The organism is Caballeronia sp. LZ001, assembly GCF_031450875.1.
Taxonomy (GTDB): domain Bacteria; phylum Pseudomonadota; class Gammaproteobacteria; order Burkholderiales; family Burkholderiaceae; genus Caballeronia.
Map to the genome: position 1 here is coordinate 574053 of NZ_JARTVX010000004.1, position 21609 is coordinate 595661.

Genomic DNA, 21609 nt, shown 5'->3' on the forward strand with positions numbered 1-21609 from the left:
GCGCGTTTCCATCAACGATGCTCGGTCACGAACTTGGTGACGAGATACGCTTCCATCGCCTCGCTGCCGCCTTCCGAACCGTAGCCCGAATCCTTCACACCGCCGAACGGCGTTTCAGGCAAGGCAAGCCCGTGATGGTTGATCGACAGCATGCCGCTTTCGATATCGTCCGATACCGCCGCCGCGGTCGCCGCCGAACTCGTGTACGCATAAGCGGCGAGACCGTAGGGCAAGCGATTCGCTTCGGCGATGACTTCGTCGTACGACTTGAACGACGCGATAGGCGCAATCGGGCCGAACGGCTCTTCGGTCATGATGCGCGCGTTCATGGGCACGTCCACCAGCACGGTCGGCGCGAAGAAGTAACCTTCGCGGCCCACGCGTTCGCCACCCGTCAGCACCTTTGCGCCGTGCTCGCGGGCATCGGCGACGAGGCGTTCCATGGCTTCGAGACGGCGGCCGTTGGCGAGCGGGCCCATTTGCACGCCGTCGTCGAGACCGTTGCCGACCTTCACCGCGCTCGCCGTCGCGACGAAGTGATGCACAAACTCTTCATACGCCGCTTTTTCGACGAGAAAGCGCGTAGGCGAAATACACACCTGACCGGCGTTGCGGAACTTGGCCGATGCCAGCATCTTCGCCGCGCGCGGCACGTCCGCGTCCTTGAAGACGATAGCGGGCGCATGTCCGCCGAGCTCCATGGTCACGCGCTTCATATGCTCGCCCGCCAGCGATGCGAGCAGCTTGCCCACCGGCGTGGAACCCGTGAACGAAATCTTGCGGATGGCCGGATGCGCGATCAAATATTTCGATACATCCGCCGGCACGCCGAACACGAGATTCAGCACGCCCTTGGGCAAACCCGCATCGGCATAAGCCTGCACGAGCGCCGCGCAACTCGCGGGCGTTTCCTCCGGTCCCTTCAACACGACCGAGCAGCCCGAGGCCAGCGCCGCCGACACCTTGCGCACCGCCTGATTGATCGGGAAGTTCCACGGTGTGAAAGCGGCCACGGGACCGACGGGCTCGCGCGTCACGATCTGGCGCACCGCGTCCGAACGCGACGGAATCACGCGGCCATACGTGCGGCGCCCTTCTTCGGCAAACCATTCGATGATGTCCGCAGCCGACAGCGTCTCGATGCGAGCTTCCCCGAGCGGCTTGCCCTGCTCCATCGACATGATGGCGGCGATCTGCTCCGCGCGGTCGCGGATGTTCTGCGCGGCGCGACGCATCAGCTTGCTGCGCTCGTACGGCGAAACCTTGCGCCATTCCTTGAAGCCACGCGCGGCGGCATCGGCGGCAAGCGAGAGTTCGTCGATGCCCGCGAGCGCCAGACGGCCGATTTCCGCTTCGCTCGCGGGATTGATCACGGCGGTGTCGCGCGAGCCGGCGCGCCATTCGCCATCAATAAAAAGTTGTGTGTTCGGATATGACGGAAGGTCGGAACGCGTATTGCTCATGCATGTTCTCCTGACGAGTGGTTCGCGGCAAACGACGATGTTAACCCGAGCCCGTAAAATCTGCTGACCCGTCCGTCGACGACACGCGGATAGTTGCAGAGCAAATCAATTCGATTCAAAGGAAAGCCGCATGTTCGACCAATGCCTTTACTTCAACACCACGGCGCTTGCACGCACATTGGAGCGCGAGTGGACGAAAGCGTTCAAGCCGTTCGGCCTTACGCCGTCACAAGGCTTCATGCTGCGCGCGATCGTCGAGCATCCCGGCTTGCTGCAGGGCGAGCTTGCCGATGCGCTCGCCATTTCGCGACCCACGGCCACGCGCACGCTGGACGGCTTACAAAAGCTCGGCTTGGTCGAACGCTGGTCGACCGACAGGGATGGACGCGAGGCATCGATTCATCCGACAGCCGCGGCGCCTGCGCTGATGAAGCGCATTGGCTCGATGAGCTCGGAGGTCACGAAGCGCATGAGGCGCAAACTCGGGTCTGCGCACTTCGACGAGACGGTGTCGAACGTGAGAGACGTGCGCGCGAGTCTGGAATGAAAACGCCCGCTTTGAAGCGGGCGCGGGTCTTACGTTACATCGAAGCTTACATCGGCGGAGCGACGCCGTCCTTTTCCACCACGATACGCTGCGCGGCAAAGTCGCCACCTGCCGGACTCGCCACGACGAACACCTTCTTGCCAGGCTTCAGATCGTCATGCGAAGCGGGCGCGAAGGTCACGACCGGCACGTTCGGCGGCACGGTGACAGCGTTCGAGCCGCCCTTGTACGACAGCTTGAGATCGCGTCCGCTCGTGCCTTGCACGACCTGATCGACGTTCGCGTTGGTCATCGAGCTTTGCGGGCCGAGGTCCCACGCGTAGTGGCCCTCACCCGTGCCGCGTGCCGCTTCCGGAAACACCAGCACCTCGGTTGCGGTCATCTTGCCGTCGGTGCCCGTGGTCGCGGCCGTGCCGACGAACTGCCCCGGCTTGATGTCTTCGAGCTTGATGTTCTTGAGCGCCGTGACTGGCGTGTCGGCCTTCACCGCGACCTTGACCGTGTCGCCGCTACGCCGATGCACCGTCATCGTGTCGCCGGACAGGGACACGATATCGCCGCGAATACGCGTGGGTTTGGCAGCGGGCGTCTGCGCGAAGGCCGCGCTCGTGAGTGCGAGCGCCGCGATGCTGACGCCGAGTTTCATGCGAATCGACATGGATTCTCCTTTGGTATCGATAAGGGTCAAGCGAAGAGACTTCTTCAGGAACCGCCGAACCAGTTATAGCCCTGGTTCTCCCAGTAGCCGCCGGGGTAATTGTTGGTCACGGTGATCGCGACGATATGCTTCGGATTCTTGTAGCCGAGCTTGGTCGGCATGCGCAGCTTCATCGGAAAACCGTATTTGGGCGGCAAGGTCTGACCGTCGTAGCTGAGCGTGAGCAAGGTTTGTGCATGCAGCGCGGTCGGCATGTCGATGCTCGTCGAGTAATTGTCCGCACAGTGAAAGCCCACGTATTTCGCGGTCGTATCCGCGCCTGCATGCAGCAGAAAATTCGCGAAGCGCACGCCACCCCACTTGCCTATGGCGCTCCATCCTTCAATGCAAATGTGCCGTGTCACCTGGCTCTCTTGCGGCATGGCATGAAGCTCATCGAGCGTCCAGATACGCTTGCCTTTGACCAGGCCGCCGACCTGCAGCTTGTAGCTCGAAGCGTCCACTTCGGGCACTTCGTCGATGTCGTAGAACGCGTTGAAGGGAAACGGACGCGTAATCATCGAATCGGGATAAGTCGGCGCGAGTTGCTTGGGATCGAAGAGCAACGCCTGCATGTCGTCGTTGAAGGACGAGATCTTGCGCAGCATCGCGTTGACGGATTTGTCGTCGGTGATGTTGCAGCCGGACAGCATCGCAAGGCCGCCGAGCGAAAGAATGCGCTTGCCGAATAAACGGCGCGCGGGGGCTTTTAATTCCTTCGCCGCATCTTTAACGATGAGTTCGGCGTCCGTTCGTGTTTTAAAAAGCTTGAGCGACATGAATCAACGTCCCTTGATCATCAACACGAGCGAACGCGGCACGAGCGCGACCATGGCGACATGCACGACGAAGAACGCCACGAGGAAGCTCATGCCGAGGAAATGCACGACGCGTGCGTTGTCGTAGCCGCCCATCAGCGCGCGTAAAAGCGGGAACTGCACCGACTTCCACACGACGAGGCCCGACAGAATGATGACGACGAAATCCACTATGACCGCCAGATACGCGAACTTTTGCACGGCGTTGTAGCGCGTGAGATCGTCGTGACCGAGCTTGCCGCGCACGGCGGCAATGCCATCGGCAATGATGCTTTTGATGCTGAGCGGAAACATGCGCTCGCGCAGACGGCCCGTCGCAACGTTCATCCCGACATAGACGATGAAGTTCGCCACGAGCAGCCACATGGCCGCGAAATGCCATTGCAGCGCACCGCCGAGCCAGCCGCCGAGCGTGATGGCCGGATAAAACGTGAACGCTTTGAAGATCGGCGATGCGTTGTAGATTTGCCAGCCGCTCGTCACCATGATGAGTATGGCGAAGGCATTGACCCAATGTGTGATGCGAAGCCAAAGCGGCTGCACGGAATGTCGCGAATTGTTCTGCACGTCTTTCTCACGGAGCAAACACAGGACCGATGGTAGCCAGCCCGCTCTGATCGATCCATGACGCATCGATGACTTTTTTGTCATTTTCGACGGACCGTTCAAGCGCACTGGCAAAATGACGGCAATACAAAGCAAGAATGCCGCGCATGACCATCCTCGTTATAGAAGACGATCGCAAGACCGGAGACTACCTGAAAAAAGGGCTGATCGAGTCCGGGTATCAGGTCGATCTCGTGCGCAACGGCACCGACGGTCTGCATCAGGCGCTGGCGAACTCTTACGAGCTGATCGTGCTCGACGTGATGCTGCCCGGCATCGACGGATGGCAGGTCATGTCGGCGTTGCGCGCGAAACGTGACTTGCCTGTCATCTTTCTCACGGCCCGTGACCACGTCACGGACCGTATCCACGGTCTCGAACTCGGCGCGGACGACTATCTCGTCAAGCCCTTTTCCTTCACCGAACTCGTGCTGCGTATTCGCACGCTCTTGCGTCGCGGCGTGATGCGCGAATCGGACATGTTCCAGATTGCCGATCTCCACGTCGATGTGCTGCGCCGCAAGGTGACGCGCAAGGGCATGGATATCGCGTTGACGAACAAGGAATTCGCGCTGCTGCATCTCTTTTGCAAGCATCAGGGCGAGGCGTTGTCCCGCACGCAGATTGCCTCGGAAGTGTGGGACATGAATTTCGATAGCGACACCAACGTGGTCGATGTCGCCATCAAGCGTCTGCGCGCGAAGATCGACAATCTGTTCGAACCGAAGCTGATTCATACGGTGCGCAGTATCGGCTATTCGTTTGGGGAAGAGCCTTGAACGACGCCGTCTTGCGCTGGCTGCCGCCGCAGCCGTCGCGCTCGCTTGCCGTGCGTATTGCCGTGTCGTTCGTGCTGATCGTGTGCGTGGTGGTCGGCATGGTCGGCGCATCGCTCTATCACGCGACCAACTCCGCCCTCTCCACGCGTGCGGATTATCAGTTGATCGCCCGTGTCGAACACTATCGCGCGCTGCTGCACGACCTCTACACGATCAAGGAAATCGAAGCGCGGCCGCGGCTTTTCGAAACCATGCTCGGCGACCGGCAGGACGTGATCATCTTCCGGCGTGCGGGCGCGGCGCCGTTCATCGCCGTCAATCCCGAGAACATGCCGCTGCCGCCGCTGCAGACCGTGCCCGTGACACGCGCAGTCGCGCTCGACGATCTTTACGAAGGCACGCGCGCCGATGGCGTGCGCATGCGCTGGCTCGGTGCGCAGGCGCGTATCGGCGAAAGCGGTGAAGTGGTTGAGATCATGGCCGCGCACGTGATGACGCAGGAAGCGCACGTGTTGTCGGCGTATCTCGTGCGCGTGTGGATCACCATGATCGCCGCCGTGCTCGTTACGATGCTGCTCGCTTACTGGGTCACGAGCCGCGGCCTGATGCCGCTCAGGCTCATGGCGGACAAAGCCGCCGAGATCGCGCCGGACAGCATGTCGGCGAGACTCGACGTCGCGCACGCGCCGCAGGAACTCCAAAGCCTCGCGGCTTCGTTCAACGCCATGCTCGACCGGCTCGAACACGGCTATGCGCGCCTCGTGCAGTTTTCCGCCGATCTCGCGCACGAACTGCGTACGCCGATTGGCGTGTTGATCGGCGAGACGCAGGTAACGCTCGCGCATGAACGCAGCGTGGCGGAGTATCGCACCGTGCTTGAATCGCATCTGGAGGAACTGGAGCGAATTGCGCGCATTGCGCAGAACATTCTGTTTCTGGCGCAAGCGGATCACGAAACGCAACGCATCGAATGCGAGAAGCTCGATATCCGCGACGAACTCGACAACCTCGCCGCTTACTTCGAAGGCATCGCGGAAGAACGGCACATCAGCTTCGATATCGAGGCAAGCGGCCAGATAGTTGCAAACGCAATCATGTGCCGCCGCGCGATCGGCAATGTGGTCGTCAATGCGGTGCGTTACGCGAGCGCAGGCACGGTCGTGCGCCTGTCAGGTCACGCGGATGCGGACGGCGCATGCATCGTCGTGGGCAATCGCGGCGCGCGTATAGAAGACGCCGAACTGACGCGTCTCTTCGACCGCTTCTATCGTGGCGATGCGGCTCGTAGCGAGTTCACGGAGTCCAGCGGGCTCGGCCTTTCCATCGTCCAGGCAATCATGCGCATGCATGGCGGCAGCGCGTCGGCGCGTTGCACGCAGGACGGCTGGATCGAATTCGAACTGCGCTTTCCTGCCTCATCCTTGCTCAAGCTATAAAAATTCTTATAGCAAGTATTGTGGAAGAAAGGCTACAGCTTCCCCTCGAAGCGTTTACCGCTAGCTGACATTTCGCTATATTCCACGCGACATAACGATGACGTTCATCGCGCAACGGTATGTCCGACGAAACCCTTCGGCGTGAACACAACAGCCGCACAAGCGGCGCCGCTTCGCGTGGCAAATCGTCACTAGCGAACAGCAAATAACAAGGAAAGATCGATGAAGCAGAAAATCCTGGCGCTCGCCATCCTTGGGACCTTCGGCATGGCCGCGCATGCGCAAAGCAGCGTCACGCTTTACGGCCTGATCGACGCCGGTATCACCTATGCGAACAAGGTTTCGACCGGACCGAATAGCCACGACAGCCTCGTGAAGTACGGCGACGGCGTTGCATCAGGCAGCCGCTGGGGTTTGCGCGGACAGGAAGATCTGGGCGGCGGGCTCAAGGCCATCTTCGTCCTGGAAAGCGGCTTCAATAGCGGCGATGGCACGCTCGGCCAAGGCGGCGCGGAATTCGGCCGGCAAGCCTTCGTCGGTCTGTCGAAGAACGATGTCGGCGCGCTGACCTTCGGTCGCCAGTATTCGTTCTCCACCGATGTCATCGGCGGCAATTACACGATGGGCAGCCAAACGCCCGCCGGCAACTACGCGTACCACATGAACGATCTGGATCAGTTGACTTCGAGCCGTATCAACAACTCGGTGAAGTTCAACAGCGCGAGCTTCTATGGCGTAACCTTCGGCGCCATGTACGGCTTTTCCAATTCGACGCAATTCGCGGGCACGCCGACCACCACGGGCGCGGGCGCGACGCAAGGTTCGTCGAGCACGTACAGCTTCGGTTTGAACTACAACCAGGGACCGTTCGGCATCGGCGCGGCGTACACCAACATCCGCTTCCCGAATGGCGCGACGCCTGCATTCAGCACGAACATCGCGAACATCGCCACGGGCGGCCTGCGCGATCTCGAAACCTATGGCGTCGGCGCGCGCTACACGTTCTCCGCGGCCACGGTCTGGGCGAACTGGACGCATACGACGTTCGAACCGCTGGTCGCGGCATCGTCGAAGTTGAACAACTACGAAATCGGCGGCAAGTACGTAAGCGCCCGGCAAAGTCACGGGTGCGCTTAATCAGGAGGCGGCTGGTACCCAATTATGCGGAAGCAATTCAGTGATCTTATCGGCCCTCTGCGTCGGCAGCCGCGTGAGAATATCCTTTAGGTATGCGTACGGGTCGTGCCCATTAAGCTGGGCGGAACGCACGAGACTCATGATAGCTGCAGCTCGTTGTCCAGCGCGTAAAGAACCCGCGAATAGCCAATTCGCCCTTCCGATTGCCCAGGGCCGAATCAGATTCTCGATTCGATTGTTATCAATGGGCACCTGAGGATCGTCAAGATAGCGCGTAAGCGCCTGCCAGCGCTTGAGATTGTAGTCCAGTGCTTTGGCGATCGGCGAACCCGCGACGACGAGTTTGCGCTGTGCGAGCATCCAGACGTGCAATGCTTGTGCAATCGGGCGGCCTCGCTCCTCGCGAATCGCTCGTCGTTGTTCAGGGTCCAAGTTAGCTGCTTCGCGCTCGACGTCGTAGAGCGCCACGAAGAATTTCAGTGCTTGTTCGGCGATCTGGCTTTTTTTGCTCTCGTACAGATCGAAGAATTTTCTCCGTGCGTGTGCCATACAGCCAATTTCCGTGATGCCCAGCTTGAATCCGGCTTTATAGCCGCTGTAATCGTCGACGACCAGCTTGCCACGCCAGTCGCCCAGGAAGGCGCGAGCATGTTCGCCAGATCTACCGTCTGCAAACTCGTACACGACCGCGCGCACGTCTGCGAATTGGGTCGACGTGTACGCCCATAGATAGGCGCAATGTGTCTTCCCTTTGCCGGGGCTCAACATCTGCACCGGCGTTTCATCTGCATGTACGACGGTGTGGCGCAGTAATTCCTCGCGAAGCGCCTCGACCAGGGGCTGCAAACGCACACCGCATATGCCCACCCAGCCGCCGAGCGTCGACTGTGGAATTGCAACACCCGCGCGGGCGAAGATGCGTTCCTGCCGGTACAGAGGAAGGTGGTCGCCGTATTTGGCGACTAACACCTGTGCAAGCAATCCATTAGTCGGAATTCCTTTGTCGATCACATGTGGCGGCACGGGCGCCTGGACCAATGTCTCGCACGCTTTACAGGCCCATTTCCCGCGGATATGGCGCTCAACAGTGAACACGCCCGGCGTGTAGTCGAGCTTCTCGCTGATATCCTCGCCAATACGCACCCGCTGGCAGCCACAGGAGCAACTCAACTCCGTCGGCTCGTGGTGGATATCGGTACGGGGTAACTGGGGCGGCAACGGCAAGCGTTTGGCACACTTGCGGGGCTTCTCCTGCGGCACATCCGAGCGCAGCTCATCGAGCTCAGCTTCCAACGCGGCCAAATCCTCATCGATTGCCTCGTCCAGCAGGCTCAATTGCTCGGTGGTGAGCTGCTCGCTACGCCTGCCGAATTGCAGACGTTTGATGACCGAGAGCTCATGCGTGAGTTGGTCAATGCGCGTTTGGCGGTAGTGCGATTCGCGCGTCTTCTCGTCGACCTGGGTCATCAATTGACGCGCAAGCGCGCGCAGTTGATCGGGGTTCAGAGCGTCGAGATCAGTGGGGGATTCCATGTCCTCAAGTTTGCCAGCACCTGCAAGCCGGGGGAATCGAAACTGTATACGTCTTTGCTATACCACCGCGATGACGTGATCGTGCGCCAACGTCTGCCAGGGCAGCCCGATCACAAGTGCGTGCAGTTGCTCGAGATTTAATGTCTCAGCGACATCGCCATGATCACTGGCCCAAACGAAATGACCCTTGTTCAAGCGTCGCGCAGCAAGCCAGACACCAAATCCGTCGTAGACCAGGACCTTCATGCGCGTCGAGCGCTGATTGGCAAATAAATATGCGTGGTGTGGCCGTGCGGACCCAAAAACCTTCACCACGCGTGCAAGGATGGTATCGGCGCCGGCTCGCATATCAAGAGGTTCGGTCGCAAGCCAAATGGCGTCGATGCGGATCATCGCAACACCTCCCGAACCCAAGCCGCACTCTCACTCAAGCAAAGCTGCGGCCACAGCACTGACACCGTTGTGCCGTTGCGCTGAATGTCGATACGCACGTTCACTTGCGCCGCATCGGGCGCTTGTGGTGTCGGCACAGTCATTGGCAGCGCGATGAAAGCCCGCTTGACGTCGATATCAAGCGAGTTGGGCTCAGGCGGCGTAGCGTCGCTGGGGTCGGCGGCCGCTTTAATCCAGCGTCGCAGCACATTGGGATTCAGGCCATGGGAGATCGCCACGGCTGAACATGAGACGCCGACCTGCCGACATTGGTTGATAAGCTCAGACTTGAACGAGGCGCTATAGGTCCGCCGTGTGCGGCCCGCCGATATGTCTTGGGAAATAGTGTGCACGTGTCCGCTTCCTGATCGTGGAAACGTATGCTCTTACGCCAAGCAATCGAAAACCAGATGTGATCGCCGCGTGCTTACGCAAGTACAACATCACGCCGGCGTTCAGCGCGGGTCTCGGCTATACGTTCTCGAAGCTCGACGACAACTTCGAAGGCAAATGGCATCAGATCAACGGCGCGGTGGATTACGCGTTGTCCAAGCGCACCGATGTGTATTTGCTCGGCATCTATCAGAAGGCGTCGGGCAGCAACACGGTTGCCGGCCGCAATGTGCCGGTGCAAGCGGAAATCGGCTCGTCGACGGCCTTTATCGGCCAGAGTGCCGGAGCGAACACGCAGTTCGTCACGCGCGTCGGCTTGCGGCATCGGTTCTGACCGGCTTTCGAGCCTGCCTCAAACGAAAAGCCCCGCGAATGCGGGGCTTTTTCATCAAGCAACCGGTGCAGGCACCGCCTGTCGCCGTGCGAGCAAGCCGTGTATCTGCGCGACGACCGCCGCACCCTCGCCGACCGCGGCCGCCACGCGCTTGGTCGAACTCGAGCGGACATCGCCGATGGCGAACACGCCCTGCACGCTCGTCTCCAGCATCATCACGCCTTGCGTGCGGCCCTCGTGCGCTTCCGGCCCGGTCAGCACGAAACCCTTTTCGTCCGTGTTGACGTTGCAATTGGTCAGCCAGTCCGTGTTCGGGTCCGCGCCCGTGAAGAGAAACAGATGCCGCGATTCGAGCCGCAACGGCCCCTCCGGCGTCTTGCAGACGACGGCGCTCAACATGCGATCGTCGCCTTCGAGCGAGGTAATCTCCGTATGCGTGCGCACCGTCACGTTCGGCAAGGACGCAATGCGCTCGATCAGATAATGCGACATGCTGGCCGCGAGCCCCGCGCCGCGAATCAGCACATCCACGTGCTTTGCGTGCGAAGCGAGATACACGGCCGCCTGTCCCGCCGAGTTACCGCCGCCGACCAGCACCACTTCCGAGTTCTTGCACAACTTGGCCTCGACCGGCGACGCCCAGTAATACGTGCCATGCCCTTCGTACTTTTCGAGCCCGGCGATGGCCGGCCGCCGATATGCCGCGCCCGATGCAATCACCACCGTCTGCGTCGCCACGCACGTGCCGTTCTCGAGTTCGATCCGAATGGGCGTCGCACCGCAATGCAGCGCCTTGATGCGCGTGGGAATGGCGATATGCGCGCCGAACTTCTGCGCCTGCACGAACGCGCGTCCGGCAAGCGCTTGCCCTGAAATACCGGTCGGAAAACCGAGATAGTTTTCGATACGCGAACTCGCGCCCGCTTGTCCGCCCGGCGCGCGACAGTCGAACACGGCAACCGATAATCCCTCCGACGCCGCATACACCGCCGTGGCGAGCCCGGCCGGTCCCGCGCCGACGATCGCGACATCGTAGACATGACTCGGATCGAATTCCGGCAGCCAGCCGAGTTGCGTCGCCACCTGGTTCTCGGTCGGCGCGCGCAATACGGTGCCGTCCGGACAGATCACCAGCGGAAAGTCGGCTTTAGAAGCCGAGATGCGTTCGAGCAGCGCGATGGCATCGGGATCGGTACACGCGTCGATTACCGTGTGCGGATGGCCGTTGCGCCGCAAGAAACCTTGCAGCGAAACCAGACGCCCATCGTCGGACTGGCCGAGCAGCACCGGTCCGCTGCCTTTTTCGATCAAGCCGACGCGCCGCAGAATCAGCGCCCGCATGATGCGCTCGCCCAGTTCCGCTTCTGCGACGAGCAGCGCGCGCAGACGCTCGGGCGGGATCACCACGCCTTCGACATCCTCGGCGGCCATGCCATCGACGAGACATGGCTTGCCCGAAAGCTGCGCCACTTCCGCCAGAAAATTGCCCGGACCATGCTCGACAACCAGATGCACGCGGTCGAGCGCATCGCGCCGCGTCACGCGCACCGAACCGCTCAGCACGATCACCATGCCGCGCCCGAGATCGCCCGTGCGAAAGAGCCACTCGCCCTTGCGCCAGCGCGCCGCGCTGCCGAAGCGGCTCATGCGTTCGATCTCGTTCGCCGTGAGGATGGGGAACATCTGATGCATGCGCGAATTCAGCGGCGAATATGGCGCGTTTTCATCCGCTGCCGCAGGCTCGACGACGGTCGTCGACGGAACGACGTTCGGATCTTCCGACGACGGCACGCGCGCGCTCCATGCCACGACATTGGGCATATCCGCGCCGTGCTCGTTGTTCGGGGTTGTACTCATGCGCGATCTCCGTGTGGAAAACCAGCTTCATGCAAGGATGCGGAGCCCGTGGATGCCGCCGTCGCGGAAGACGCCGCAGCCGATGCGCCCGACGCCTGTTTCACGGGCCACGGGCACATTGCCGCCATCTCGGCGACTTCTTCCGGCGTGGCCGCGACGATCTGGCCGAACTCGGTCAGCTTCGCGACATCGAAGCCGGCGAGACGCCAGGCATCGAGCCCGCCCGTGAGCGGCACGACATCGTTGAAGCCCGCGTTGCGCATGGTCTTCGCCATCCACGCAGCGGACACTTCATTCGGGCACGAACAGTAGATGACGATCTTGCGCGACTTGTCGTAGTTTTCAATGATCTTCGCCAGTTCGCGTTCATCGGCGAACACGGAGCCGGGAATCGTGAACGGATCGAGCATGCGCTTTTCCGGCGAGCGGATATCGAAGATCACCGGCACGGGTTCGTCGCGCATCATCGTGTAAAGCGTGTCCACGCTGATGCGCGCTTTTTCCAGCGTCGCCATGAGCGCGCGGCGACGCCACCAGCGATACGCCACATACACCGCGAGCAGCACCGCGACGACCATGATGGCCTGCCGGCCGAGCTGCGAAATCATGGCGAAGACCATTTCCAGTTCGGCTGCGAACAGCACGCCGACCGTAAGGCCAACTGTGCCCCACAACGCAATGCCAAGACCGTCCCAGGTAATGAAGCTGCGCAGCTTCACGCCCATGGCGCCCGCGAGCGGCACGGACACGAGCGACAAACCGGGAATGAACTTCGCCACGAGCAGAATGCGCACGCCCCACCGGCCGAAGAAGCGCTCGGTTTTCTTGACGCAGGTATCGCGCGACAGCGAGAGCTTGCAGATGGTCTTGAGCGTGCGGTCGCCGTATTTGCGGCCGCCTTGGAACCAGACGAGATCGCCGATCACGCCGCCCGCGACCGCCACGCACAGAACACCGATGAGCGGTGGCCAGAACGCCGCGCCATTCACCGCCATCAGCGCGATGGACGCGCCGACGACGATCATCGTTGGCATGGCGGGCACGGGCAGCCCGAGCGCCGCGCCCATCACATTGACGAATACGATCAACGGGCCGAATCGATCGACGAGCTGGTGGAGCAACATGGGATTCTCCGCGCAAGGGGCAGCCTGACGAGACGACGGGTTTTGCGCGTGGCGGCAGCGCGGATCGGCGCTGGAATGAGAAACGAGCAGGCTACCGCTCGTGGTTCACTGCGGTGCACGCGGCGCCGGACCGGCGTTCGTCACATTTAAGGGAGGAGTGTAGCGCGGAAAGGGGATACAAGCTTGCATCGTGCAACCTTTGAGGCGGTTGCCGGGTGCGCTGCGGGTTGGCTCGCGCGGACGCCGTGAAACACGGCGTCCTGCCTCATTTAACCGCGCTGATCGGCGATATACGCGCGAATCACATCGGCAAAAGACTTGTCGCCCGTGAGCCCGAGTTCTTCAGCACGCGCTGGATTCCACGCGCCCGGCCAGCTTCCCACGATCTTTTCGATGCGCGGCTCCGGCTCGAAGTCGATGCGCGCCACGACTTCATCGCCCGCGACTTCACGCAGCGCCGCGACCATCTCGTTCACGCTCACCGAAAGCCCCGGCAGATTGATCACCGGCCGAAGACCCAGCTTCGCGCGCTCGATCTCGCATCCGGCGATGAGCGCATCCACCGCGCTTTTCGGCGAGAGCAGCCAGACGCGCGTGTCGCCATCGACGGGACATACCGAGCGCTCGCCATTGAGCGGCTCGCGGATGATGCCGCTCGCAAACGACGACGCCGCCGCGTTCGGCTTGCCCGGCCGCACGCTGATGGTCGGCAGGCGCAGCACGCGGCCATCGACGAAGCCGCGCCGTGAGAAATCGGACAGCAGCAATTCCGCGATGGCCTTCTGCGTTCCATACGACGATTGCGGGTTGAGCGCGGTGTCGTCCTGCACGACTTCCGGCAGCGTTCCGCCATACACCGCGACCGAACTCGTGAACACGACGCGCGGCACGTGGCCCCGCGCGCGGCACACTTCGAGCAGCGCGCGCGAGGCATCGAGATTGATCTTCATGCCGAGGTCGAAGTCGGCTTCCGCCTGGCCGCTCACGATGGCCGCGAGATGAAAAATCGCCTCCGTCTTCGTATCGATGTAGCGCTCGAGCGTGGCCTTGTCCGAGATGTCGCCGGTTTCGGCTTTGACGCGCTTGTCGTCGAGAAGCGCGGCATCGCTCGGGCGCGCGACATCGAGCAATACGAGCTCGGTGACCGGCTTGCCGTCGAGTTCGCCTTTTTCCAGCAGACGTTTGGCGAGCTTTTGCCCGAGGAAGCCTGCGCCTCCCGTGATCAGAACCTTCATGTCGTCTCCTTTTTTATAGGTAAGGCTTGAGCCAGCCGAGGCCCGCGGACGTACCCGCTTTCGGGCGATACTCGCAGCCAATGTAGCCTTCGTAGCCCAGCGAATCGATGAGATCGAACAGATACGGGTAGTTGAGTTCGCCCAGATCCGGCTCGTGTCGATCCGGCACGCCCGCAATCTGAATATGGCCGATGCCCGCGTTCCCGCGTTTCATGTCGCGCTTGAGTTTGACCGCGACATCGCCTTCCACGATCTGACAGTGATAGATGTCGAATTGCACTTGCAGATTCGGCGCGCCGATTTCATCGCAGATAGCCTGTGCTTCGTCCTGACGATTGAGGAAGAAGCCGGGAATGTCGCGCGTGTTGATCGGCTCGATCACGACATCCACGTTCGCCGATTCCGCCTGCTTCGCCGCATACGCGAGATTTTTCAGGTAGATCGCCTTGCGCTCCTCGCGCGACTCGCCGGGCTTGATGAGTCCCGCCATGAAGTGCAGTTTCTTGTTGCCGAGCGCGGCGGTGTATTCGAGCGCCTTGTCCACGCTCTTCTTGAATTCGTCCTCGCGGCCCGGCAAGGACGCGATGCCGCGTTCGCCCGCGGCCCAGTCGCCCGGCGGCGCGTTGAAAAGCGCTTGCGTGAGGTTGTTGTCCTGCAATCGGGTTTTGATGTCCGATGCCGAAAAGTCATAGGGAAACAGGAATTCGACCGCCTTGAAGCCGTCTTTCGCGGCTGCGCCGAAGCGGTCGAGGAACTCGTGTTCCGGGTACATCATCGTGAGGTTGGCTGCAAAGCGGGGCATTGCGGTTGTCTCCTTTTCAATGCGTTCGATTCCGGGTCTTGACCACTAAAGTCAGCGCGTTAATTGCTCTTGGTTGCGGTCGCCGAGTGCCGCTGCGGCGTCGTTACCGCGCGCGGCCTTCGCAACCTCGCACGGCTCTCACCAACGCGCACCGAACGTCGTGCGCAAATCCTCGAGCGCGCTGTCGGGCAACGGCGCAGGCCTCGGCATCGTCGATAAGTAAAGCTGCGCCGTCTCCTCCAGTTCCTCCAGCGCATACGACGCATGCGCCACCGACTTTTCCCACACCACCGGTCCGAGCCGCTCAAGCAAGACCGCGCGCACCGTCGATGCCAGCGCCGCCACTTCTTCCGCCACGGCCGGATCGCCCGGACGTCGATAGCGAATCAGCGGCACATGGCCGACTTTCATGACGTAGTACGGCGTGATCGGCGGCAACACGTCCTCGTTTTTCCAGACGCCCGCGAGCGTCAGCGCGACGAGATGCGTCGAATGCGTATGCACGACGCCGTGCGCATCCGCATTGTTCTCGTAGATGCGCCGATGCAGCGCCAGCGTCTTGGATGGACGTCCGCCCGACACATGCTTGCCTTCCAGATCCACCTTCGCGATATCCGCCGGATCGAGCCGGCCGAGGCACGCGTCGGTCGGCGTGATGAGCCAGCCATCGTCGAGACGCGCGCTGATATTGCCCGCGCTGCCCACGGTATAGCGACGTTCGTACAGGCTCGCGCCCGTCACGCAGATTTCCTCGCGGATACGGTTTTCGTTCGACGACATCACGCCACCCCGTCCAGCGCCTTCAAGGCCTTCGCAAAGAAATCCGTCGTGCCGAAGTTGCCCGACTTGAGCGCAAGCGCGAGCGGCGCATCGTCTGCATTGGCGCCGATGGATTGCGTCGCGGGCACACCCGGATCGATCTGCGGTCCGATACGCAACGAACGCACGTCGAGCGCCTGCACGACCGCGCCCGATGTCTCGCCGCCCGCGACCACGAACTTGCGCACGCCTGCGTCGCGCAGTTGCCGCGCAATCGCGGCGAGCGCGTCTTCAACCAGCTGTCCCGCCTTCTCCACGCCCAGTTCCTTCTGCACGGCCTTTACGTCATCCGGCGAAGACGTTGCGTAGATGAGCACGGTTTCATCGCCATGACTGCGCGCGAATTCCAGCGCCTGATCGACGACCGCTTCGCCGCGCGACAGCGCCAGCGGATCGACGCGAAAACTCGGCTTCGACGCGCGCCACTCCGCGACCTGCGCATTCGTGGCCTTCGACGCGCTGCCCGCGAGCACCACCGACCTGCCTTCGATCTTCGGCAGCTCGCCCGCATCTTCCGCATGAGCAAGCAGATTCGCCGCGCGATAATTTTCCGGCAGTCCAAGCGCGATACCCGAGCCGCCCGTGATGAGCTTGAGGTCACCGAGGGCGTCGCCGAGTACGAAGAGATCGGCGTCGGAAATGGCATCCGCGATAGCCAGGCGCACGCCATCCTTCTTCAGTTCGGCGATGCGCGCGCGTACCGCATCCGCGCCCTTCATGACCGTGTCGTAGCGAATCAGGCCGACCTTCGACTTCGTTTGCCGTTGCAGCACGCGCACGAGGTTGGGATCGGTCATTGGCGTGAGCGGATGGTTCTCCATGCCCGATTCATTCAGCAGCACGTCGCCGACGAAGAGGTTGCCGCGAAAGATCGTGCGGCCGTTCTCGGGAAACGCGGGGCAGGCAATGGTGAAGTCGTCGTTCAGCGCTTCGAGCAAGGCGTCCGCGACCGGGCCGATATTGCCCTTGTCGGTGGAATCGAAGGTCGAGCAATACTTGAAGATGAACTGGCGGCAGCCTTGCGCGCGCAGCCATTCGAGCGCTTCGAGCGACTGACGCACGGCGTCCTCGGCGGGAATCGTGCGCGATTTCAGCGCGACGATCAACGCGTCGGCTTCGATCTTCGTCCCGGCTGCCGGAACGCCGATGCTTTGCACCGTGCGCATGCCGCCGCGCACGAGCATGTTGGCGAGATCGGTCGCGCCGGTGAAATCGTCTGCGATGCAGCCAAGCAAGGCCTGCGCCATTATTTCGCTCCCTTCGGGACTTCGATGCCCGGAAAAATTTTGATGACTGCGGAATCGTCCTCGCCGCCGTGTCCGGCAGTCGAGGCCATCATGAACATCTGATGCGCGGCCGCCGAAAGCGGCAGCGGAAACTTCGACGTGCGGGCCGTATCGAGCACGAGGCCCAAGTCCTTCACGAAGATATCGACGGCGGATAGCGGCGTGTAGTCGCCCGAGAGAATGTGCGGCACGCGGTTCTCGAACATCCACGAATTGCCCGCGCTGTGCGTGATGACGTCGTAGAGCGCGTCCGGGTCCACGCCTTCGCGCAGGCCGAGCGCCATGGCTTCGGCGGCGGCGGCGATATGCACGCCCGCCAGCAACTGGTTGATGATCTTTACCTTCGAGCCCGCGCCGTGCTCCTCCGACAGCCGATACACCTTGCCCGCGATGGCATCGAGCACGTCTTCGCAGGCGGCGTAGGCATCGGCGGGGCCGGAGGTCATCATCGTCATTTCGCCGGATGCGGCCTTGGCGGCGCCGCCCGATACCGGCGAGTCCAGCATCAGCACGCCGGTTGCCACGACGCGCTTGCCGAGCTCCACCGCGAAACCCGGCGCGACCGTCGCGCAGGCGAGCACGACGCTGCCCGGTTTCATCGCCGGGACCGCGCCGTTATCGCCGAACAGAACGGCTTCGGTTTGCGCGGCGTTCACGACCAGCGTGACGACGACCTCACACTTGCCGCCCATTTCGGCCGGCGACGCGCATGCAATGCCGCCTTCGGCCGCGAACGAATCGAGCGCTTGCTGGCGGACATCGCATGCATGCACGGCGAAGCCCGCGCGCAATAGCGAGCGCGCGACGCCCAGACCCATTGCGCCCAGCCCGATGACTCCCACGTTTCTTGACATAGCGTTCTCTTGATTTTCGATGAAGCGGTTAGCAAAGGCCCGCTTCCGCCAGTCGGCGCGCGGCGTTGTAGAGATGTGTCTGAGCGGCGTTGCGCGCGGCCATGGGGTCGCCGGCGCGAATGGCTTCGGCGATGGCGGCGTGTTCCTCGCGCACTTGTCGCGAGAAGTCTTCGCGCAGCGCTTCGTTGCCGCGCGTGACGATGGTTCCGGCTTCGAGGTACTGGCTCAGGAAAGCGAGCGTCTTGAGGAAATAAGGATTGCCCGTGGCGGTCGCGATCTCGCGATGGAACGCCACGTCTTCCGCCACGCCGTTCTGGCCGGCGCGCACGGCTTCGTCAATACGAGCGAGCGCGGCGTCGATGGCGGCCATTTGCTCGTCGGTGCGGCGCATCGCGGCTTCGGACGCGACTTCGGCTTCGATCGCCCGGCGCAGCGCGAGGATATGCAGCACGGAGCCCGGCTCGACGGCCTGTGCGTAGTCGATCCGCAACGGCCGAATGCCCGCGCGCTCGACGATGAAGACGCCACTGCCTTGCCGAGGTTCGACCATGCCTTCGTTCTTCAGCCGCGAAATGGCCTCGCGAATCACCGTGCGGCTCACGCCGAACTCCTGCGCGAGCACGGCTTCGGTCGGCAGCTTGCCGGTGGCGGTGAAACTTCCCTTCTCGATCAGCTTTTGCAATTGCTGCGCGACCGTATCGCTCAGTGCGCGGGACGGAATCTTTTCGAACATGCGGATGGACGGCTCTTGTACGGTCATCGGGTCATCATACAAGTTTGCGTGGCCGAGATCGTATCAGCTTTAACCCCTAGCCGGAAAGCGGCTACTGCTCCAAAGGATCGTCGATCAGCGCCAGCGCATCGCGTATTTCGGACGCGTCGCCGGGACGGACCAGCCGCGCGACTTCCTTGCCGCCTGTCATGAAAATGAGCGTCGGCCAAAGCTTGACGCGAAACGAGCGGCCGAGCGGTCGGCCGCTGCCGTCCTCGATCTTCATGTGACGGATATCGCGATGATCCTGGAACGCCTGTGCGATCAGCGGCTGCGCGGCGCGGCAGAAGCCGCACCAGTCGGTGCCGAATTCGATGACGACGGGCGCCGTCGATGCATCGAGTTCAGCGCGCTCGGGCGCGGTTTTCGCGTATTCGGTGGTCATGGTCATGGCTTCGTCCTGGCTGTCTTGTCCGGTTCGATTTCAGCAGAAAGTGCGCCCGCGTGCTTGAGCCGGCCTTTGCGGAACCGCACTTCTAGCCCGGTTCACTGCCCGATTCCCGTCAGCCCGATCAGCGCTCCGCCCGCCAGCAACCACAGCGGATGCAGTTTCGTCTTGTACGACACGACCGCCACGACAGCGGTGATCGCGACCAGCATCCACGTCTGATCGGATGCCTCGGCAATCAGCAGCGCGCTCGCCGCCACGAGGCCCGCCGTGATCGGCACGAGACCGAGTTGCACATAGCGCCGCCACGGCCGGTCCTTGAAGCGCTCCCACGCGTGCAGCGCGGCAATCGTCACGAGCGATGACGGCCCGAACTTCGCGATCGACGTGACCAGCACGCCCGGCCAGCCCGCGACATGCCAGCCGATCAGCGTGACGATCATCATGTTCGGCCCGGGCGCCGCCTGCGCCAGTGCAAAGAGCGCGGAAAAGTCGGCCTTCGTCATCCAGTCGTGTACTTGCACGACCTGCCGCTGCATCTCGGGAAGAATGGTGTTGCCGCCGCCGAACGCGAGCAGCGAGAGCTGGCTGAAGATGGCGGCGAGCGAAAGCAGATTCGCGATCATCGGCGCACCTTCCACGCAATGAGGACCGAGATCGGCGTGAGCACGAGCATCGACGGAAGCAAGGGCGTGCGCAGGAACGCGATGGCCGCGAGCATGACGAGCGCGATGACTGCCGCCTCGGGCTTCTTGCGCAGCGGCCACATGATCTTGATGGCCATCGCGATCAGCAGCCCGGCCGCCGCCGCCGCAAGCCCCGCGAACAGATGCGCGATACGAGGGTCCTGATGCGTGCGCTGATAGATCACGCCCAGCGCGATCACGATCAGCGACGGCCCGCCGATCAGCCCGAGCAGGCCCGCGAACGCGCCGGCCAGGCCACGAAAGCGCATGCCGATAGCCACCGACAGGTTGATCACGTTGCCGCCCGGCAGGAACTGGCAGAGGCCGAGGAGATCGGTGAACTCGTCGGCAGTCAGCCATTTGCGGCGTTCGACGATCTCGCGCCGCGCGAGTGGCAACGCGCCGCCGAACGCGGTGAGGCCGAGCGTGAGAAAGCCAGTGAAGATCTGCGAGACGGTGGGCGGCGCGGCGGTGTGCCCGGTGAGAGCGGGATCGGATGACATGAGGCGCGGGCGTGAACGTTCATCGGGAAAGCCGAAAGGGTACAGCGTCCCGATGTGCGCCAGAAGAGGTGTTATCGTTGTAGGTTGATTGAAAGCGATGCGGTACGCATGGCGGTTCGCCGCTCCGAAGGCGAAGGCGAACGCGGCGGCATCGCCGTCCTCAGCCAGCCAGCCGCGCCCGCCGCGCTTCGTAAGCCTTCAGATTCGCAAACGCGATTGCCAGCACGGAAGCGCCATCCACCGACGTCTTGCGCCGCGCCAGCAAGTCGCCGACGATATGATCCGCTTCGATCCGCGCGCCGTTTTCCAGATCGCGCAGCATCGAAGCCGTCATCAGCGAACCGCGGTCCGTGAAGTAACCGCGTGCACGCGTGACGAGCGCCTCGCCCGGCGAATGACCGTTATCGGCCGCGATCCCGCTGCATTCGTCGAAGAGACGACGCAACACATCATCGCCACCCGGCGCGCTCACGATGTCGCCAACGGGCGCGCGCATCAGGCACGTTCCCGTGGCGAGCGTCGCCAGGAAGACCCACTTCTCCCACATCGCCTGCAGAATGTCCTCGCTCACCTGCAGATCGAACCGCGCGTCGCTCAATTGCGCGGCGATTGTGTCGATGCGCGCCGAACGCCCGCCCGCGCGCTCGCCGATGGTCATCGACTGCATCTCGTTCAGATGGAGCACTTCGCCTTCAGCGCCGAGCGTCGCGCCGATCACGCACTGCCCGCCGAGCACTTTTGCCGTGCCGAAGCGCGCATCGAGCACGTCGAGATGGCCCATGCCGTTCAGAAGCGGCAGGATCGCGGTGTCCGGTCCGACCGCGGGCGCGAACGAATCGATGGCGTTGGCCAGGTCATAAGCCTTGCAGCTCAGCATGACGAGATCGAACGGCTTATCGATGTCCCTTGCCAGCACGAGCGGCGGCGCGTCGAAATGGAGATCGCCGGCCGGACTTTTCACCACGAGGCCACTCTCGTGCAGCTTCTGCGCGCGGCGTTCGCGCACCAGAAAGGTCACGTCCCTGCCTGCTTCGAGTAACCGCGCGCCGAAGTATCCGCCGATGGCGCCCGCGCCCACTACCAGAATCCGCATGTCACGCTCCGTGTC

23 protein-coding genes and 2 pseudogenes are annotated in these 21609 nt (G+C 62.4%); 5 read left to right on the forward strand and 20 right to left on the reverse strand.

The window, feature by feature from the left end; genetic code table 11:
- Positions 1–11: 11 nt before the first annotated feature.
- A complete protein-coding gene (locus P9292_RS12940) occupies positions 12–1463 on the reverse strand; it encodes an NAD-dependent succinate-semialdehyde dehydrogenase (RefSeq protein ID WP_309959343.1) in 1452 nt (483 codons plus the stop codon).
- 130 nt (positions 1464–1593) lie between these two features.
- On the opposite strand from P9292_RS12940, the gene P9292_RS12945 reads away from it, so the two are divergent.
- Complete coding sequence (locus P9292_RS12945) at positions 1594–2010, forward strand: MarR family winged helix-turn-helix transcriptional regulator (RefSeq protein WP_244829096.1); 417 nt, start codon at positions 1594–1596, stop codon at positions 2008–2010.
- Between the two features lie 46 nt (positions 2011–2056).
- Here P9292_RS12945 and P9292_RS12950 read toward each other — a convergent pair whose 3' ends face one another.
- The 4 genes from P9292_RS12950 to P9292_RS12965 all read right to left on the reverse strand — a co-directional run bounded on the left by P9292_RS12950 (position 2057) and on the right by P9292_RS12965 (position 4240).
- Positions 2057–2668: a hypothetical protein gene (locus P9292_RS12950; protein WP_244829095.1), complete on the reverse strand. Its 612-nt coding sequence runs from the start codon at positions 2666–2668 to the stop codon at positions 2057–2059.
- 44 nt (positions 2669–2712) lie between these two features.
- A complete protein-coding gene (locus tag P9292_RS12955) occupies positions 2713–3486 on the reverse strand; it encodes a molybdopterin-dependent oxidoreductase (RefSeq protein WP_309959345.1) in 774 nt (257 codons plus the stop codon).
- Between the two features lie 3 nt (positions 3487–3489).
- Entirely contained in the window at positions 3490–4011 is a 522-nt protein-coding gene (locus P9292_RS12960; protein WP_309964007.1) for a cytochrome b/b6 domain-containing protein, read from the reverse strand.
- Between the two features lie 88 nt (positions 4012–4099).
- Entirely contained in the window at positions 4100–4240 is a 141-nt protein-coding gene (locus P9292_RS12965; protein ID WP_244829093.1) for a hypothetical protein, read from the reverse strand.
- On the opposite strand from P9292_RS12965, the gene P9292_RS12970 reads away from it, so the two are divergent.
- The 3 genes and pseudogenes from P9292_RS12970 to P9292_RS12980 form a co-directional block, all read left to right on the forward strand.
- A complete protein-coding gene (locus P9292_RS12970) occupies positions 4239–4910 on the forward strand; it encodes a heavy metal response regulator transcription factor (protein ID WP_250526525.1) in 672 nt (223 codons plus the stop codon). The two genes, P9292_RS12965 and P9292_RS12970, sit on opposite strands and share 2 nt — an antisense overlap.
- Positions 4907–6346: a heavy metal sensor histidine kinase gene (locus P9292_RS12975; RefSeq protein ID WP_309959347.1), complete on the forward strand. Its 1440-nt coding sequence runs from the start codon at positions 4907–4909 to the stop codon at positions 6344–6346. Before P9292_RS12970 ends, P9292_RS12975 begins: the two co-directional genes overlap by 4 nt.
- Before the next feature lie 222 nt (positions 6347–6568).
- Positions 6569–7450, forward strand: a pseudogene (locus P9292_RS12980) (porin); the annotation flags it as partial.
- 33 nt (positions 7451–7483) lie between these two features.
- On the opposite strand, the gene tnpC reads toward P9292_RS12980, so the two are convergent.
- Genes tnpC through P9292_RS12995 form a run of 3 tightly spaced genes read right to left on the reverse strand, consistent with a single transcriptional unit; the run spans position 7484 to position 9801 of the window.
- The gene (gene tnpC, locus P9292_RS12985; RefSeq protein ID WP_309851373.1) at positions 7484–9016 is read right to left on the reverse strand and encodes an IS66 family transposase; all 1533 of its coding nucleotides are present in this window, start codon (positions 9014–9016) and stop codon (positions 7484–7486) included.
- A 57-nt stretch (positions 9017–9073) separates the two neighbouring features.
- The gene (tnpB, locus tag P9292_RS12990; RefSeq protein WP_309851376.1) at positions 9074–9409 is read right to left on the reverse strand and encodes an IS66 family insertion sequence element accessory protein TnpB; all 336 of its coding nucleotides are present in this window, start codon (positions 9407–9409) and stop codon (positions 9074–9076) included.
- Positions 9406–9801, reverse strand: coding sequence for a transposase (locus tag P9292_RS12995; RefSeq protein ID WP_309957892.1), 396 nt, complete (start codon positions 9799–9801; stop codon positions 9406–9408). Before P9292_RS12995 ends, tnpB begins: the two co-directional genes overlap by 4 nt.
- 80 nt (positions 9802–9881) lie before the next feature.
- Between P9292_RS12995 and P9292_RS13000 the strand changes: the two are divergent.
- Positions 9882–10175: pseudogene (locus tag P9292_RS13000) on the forward strand (porin); the annotation flags it as partial.
- Between the two features lie 54 nt (positions 10176–10229).
- On the opposite strand, the gene P9292_RS13005 reads toward P9292_RS13000, so the two are convergent.
- From P9292_RS13005 to panE, 12 genes are all read right to left on the reverse strand, one after another.
- Positions 10230–12032, reverse strand: a complete 1803-nt coding sequence (locus P9292_RS13005) for an FAD-dependent oxidoreductase (protein ID WP_309959349.1) — start codon at positions 12030–12032, stop codon at positions 10230–10232.
- Positions 12029–13153 carry a DedA family protein/thiosulfate sulfurtransferase GlpE gene (locus tag P9292_RS13010; RefSeq protein ID WP_404989448.1) on the reverse strand — a complete coding sequence of 375 codons (1125 nt, stop codon included), beginning with the start codon at positions 13151–13153 and terminating at the stop codon, positions 12029–12031. The genes P9292_RS13005 and P9292_RS13010 overlap by 4 nt, the downstream gene beginning before the upstream one ends.
- Positions 13154–13425: 272 nt before the next feature.
- Positions 13426–14391 (reverse strand): D-erythronate dehydrogenase, encoded by a 966-nt coding sequence (denD, locus tag P9292_RS13015; protein WP_309959350.1) that lies wholly within the window; start codon positions 14389–14391, stop codon positions 13426–13428.
- A 13-nt stretch (positions 14392–14404) separates the two neighbouring features.
- Positions 14405–15193, reverse strand: coding sequence for a 2-oxo-tetronate isomerase (gene otnI, locus P9292_RS13020; RefSeq protein ID WP_309959351.1), 789 nt, complete (start codon positions 15191–15193; stop codon positions 14405–14407).
- 138 nt (positions 15194–15331) lie between these two features.
- Positions 15332–15973 (reverse strand): aldolase, encoded by a 642-nt coding sequence (locus P9292_RS13025; protein WP_244829741.1) that lies wholly within the window; start codon positions 15971–15973, stop codon positions 15332–15334.
- Positions 15973–17259, reverse strand: coding sequence for a 3-oxo-tetronate kinase (otnK, locus tag P9292_RS13030; RefSeq protein WP_250466459.1), 1287 nt, complete (start codon positions 17257–17259; stop codon positions 15973–15975). The genes P9292_RS13025 and otnK overlap by 1 nt, the downstream gene beginning before the upstream one ends.
- Complete coding sequence (gene ltnD, locus P9292_RS13035) at positions 17259–18152, reverse strand: L-threonate dehydrogenase (protein ID WP_309959352.1); 894 nt, start codon at positions 18150–18152, stop codon at positions 17259–17261. The genes otnK and ltnD overlap by 1 nt, the downstream gene beginning before the upstream one ends.
- 28 nt (positions 18153–18180) lie before the next feature.
- Positions 18181–18885, reverse strand: a complete 705-nt coding sequence (locus P9292_RS13040) for a FadR/GntR family transcriptional regulator (RefSeq protein WP_309964009.1) — start codon at positions 18883–18885, stop codon at positions 18181–18183.
- 91 nt (positions 18886–18976) lie between these two features.
- The gene (locus P9292_RS13045; RefSeq protein WP_250466457.1) at positions 18977–19315 is read right to left on the reverse strand and encodes a thioredoxin family protein; all 339 of its coding nucleotides are present in this window, start codon (positions 19313–19315) and stop codon (positions 18977–18979) included.
- Positions 19316–19410: 95 nt separating this feature from the next.
- Positions 19411–19938, reverse strand: coding sequence for a chromate transporter (locus P9292_RS13050; RefSeq protein WP_309959353.1), 528 nt, complete (start codon positions 19936–19938; stop codon positions 19411–19413).
- A complete protein-coding gene (locus P9292_RS13055; protein WP_309959354.1) occupies positions 19935–20501 on the reverse strand; it encodes a chromate transporter in 567 nt (188 codons plus the stop codon). Before P9292_RS13055 ends, P9292_RS13050 begins: the two co-directional genes overlap by 4 nt.
- A gap of 160 nt (positions 20502–20661) precedes the next feature.
- A complete protein-coding gene (panE, locus tag P9292_RS13060; protein WP_309959356.1) occupies positions 20662–21594 on the reverse strand; it encodes a 2-dehydropantoate 2-reductase in 933 nt (310 codons plus the stop codon).
- Between the last annotated feature and the right edge of the window lie 15 nt (positions 21595–21609).

What these genes read in the sequence shown, in the direction of transcription:
- P9292_RS13045 (WP_250466457.1), bottom strand. Translation starts at nt 19,315, where the DNA reads ATGACCATGACCACCGAATACGCGAAAACCGCGCCCGAGCGCGCTGAA.
- tnpC (WP_309851373.1), bottom strand. Translation starts at nt 9,016, where the DNA reads ATGGAATCCCCCACTGATCTCGACGCTCTGAACCCCGATCAACTGCGC.
- P9292_RS12940 (WP_309959343.1), bottom strand. Translation starts at nt 1,463, where the DNA reads ATGAGCAATACGCGTTCCGACCTTCCGTCATATCCGAACACACAACTT.
- P9292_RS12950 (WP_244829095.1), bottom strand. Translation starts at nt 2,668, where the DNA reads ATGTCGATTCGCATGAAACTCGGCGTCAGCATCGCGGCGCTCGCACTC.
- panE (WP_309959356.1), bottom strand. Translation starts at nt 21,594, where the DNA reads ATGCGGATTCTGGTAGTGGGCGCGGGCGCCATCGGCGGATACTTCGGC.
- P9292_RS13040 (WP_309964009.1), bottom strand. Translation starts at nt 18,885, where the DNA reads ATGTTCGAAAAGATTCCGTCCCGCGCACTGAGCGATACGGTCGCGCAG.
- P9292_RS12965 (WP_244829093.1), bottom strand. Translation starts at nt 4,240, where the DNA reads ATGCGCGGCATTCTTGCTTTGTATTGCCGTCATTTTGCCAGTGCGCTT.
- P9292_RS12955 (WP_309959345.1), bottom strand. Translation starts at nt 3,486, where the DNA reads ATGTCGCTCAAGCTTTTTAAAACACGAACGGACGCCGAACTCATCGTT.
- P9292_RS13005 (WP_309959349.1), bottom strand. Translation starts at nt 12,032, where the DNA reads ATGAGTACAACCCCGAACAACGAGCACGGCGCGGATATGCCCAATGTC.
- P9292_RS13025 (WP_244829741.1), bottom strand. Translation starts at nt 15,973, where the DNA reads ATGTCGTCGAACGAAAACCGTATCCGCGAGGAAATCTGCGTGACGGGC.
- P9292_RS13050 (WP_309959353.1), bottom strand. Translation starts at nt 19,938, where the DNA reads ATGATCGCGAATCTGCTTTCGCTCGCCGCCATCTTCAGCCAGCTCTCG.
- tnpB (WP_309851376.1), bottom strand. Translation starts at nt 9,409, where the DNA reads ATGATCCGCATCGACGCCATTTGGCTTGCGACCGAACCTCTTGATATG.
- otnI (WP_309959351.1), bottom strand. Translation starts at nt 15,193, where the DNA reads ATGCCCCGCTTTGCAGCCAACCTCACGATGATGTACCCGGAACACGAG.
- P9292_RS13055 (WP_309959354.1), bottom strand. Translation starts at nt 20,501, where the DNA reads ATGTCATCCGATCCCGCTCTCACCGGGCACACCGCCGCGCCGCCCACC.
- P9292_RS12970 (WP_250526525.1), top strand. Translation starts at nt 4,239, where the DNA reads ATGACCATCCTCGTTATAGAAGACGATCGCAAGACCGGAGACTACCTG.
- otnK (WP_250466459.1), bottom strand. Translation starts at nt 17,259, where the DNA reads ATGGCGCAGGCCTTGCTTGGCTGCATCGCAGACGATTTCACCGGCGCG.
- ltnD (WP_309959352.1), bottom strand. Translation starts at nt 18,152, where the DNA reads ATGTCAAGAAACGTGGGAGTCATCGGGCTGGGCGCAATGGGTCTGGGC.
- P9292_RS12960 (WP_309964007.1), bottom strand. Translation starts at nt 4,011, where the DNA reads ATGGTGACGAGCGGCTGGCAAATCTACAACGCATCGCCGATCTTCAAA.
- denD (WP_309959350.1), bottom strand. Translation starts at nt 14,391, where the DNA reads ATGAAGGTTCTGATCACGGGAGGCGCAGGCTTCCTCGGGCAAAAGCTC.
- P9292_RS12945 (WP_244829096.1), top strand. Translation starts at nt 1,594, where the DNA reads ATGTTCGACCAATGCCTTTACTTCAACACCACGGCGCTTGCACGCACA.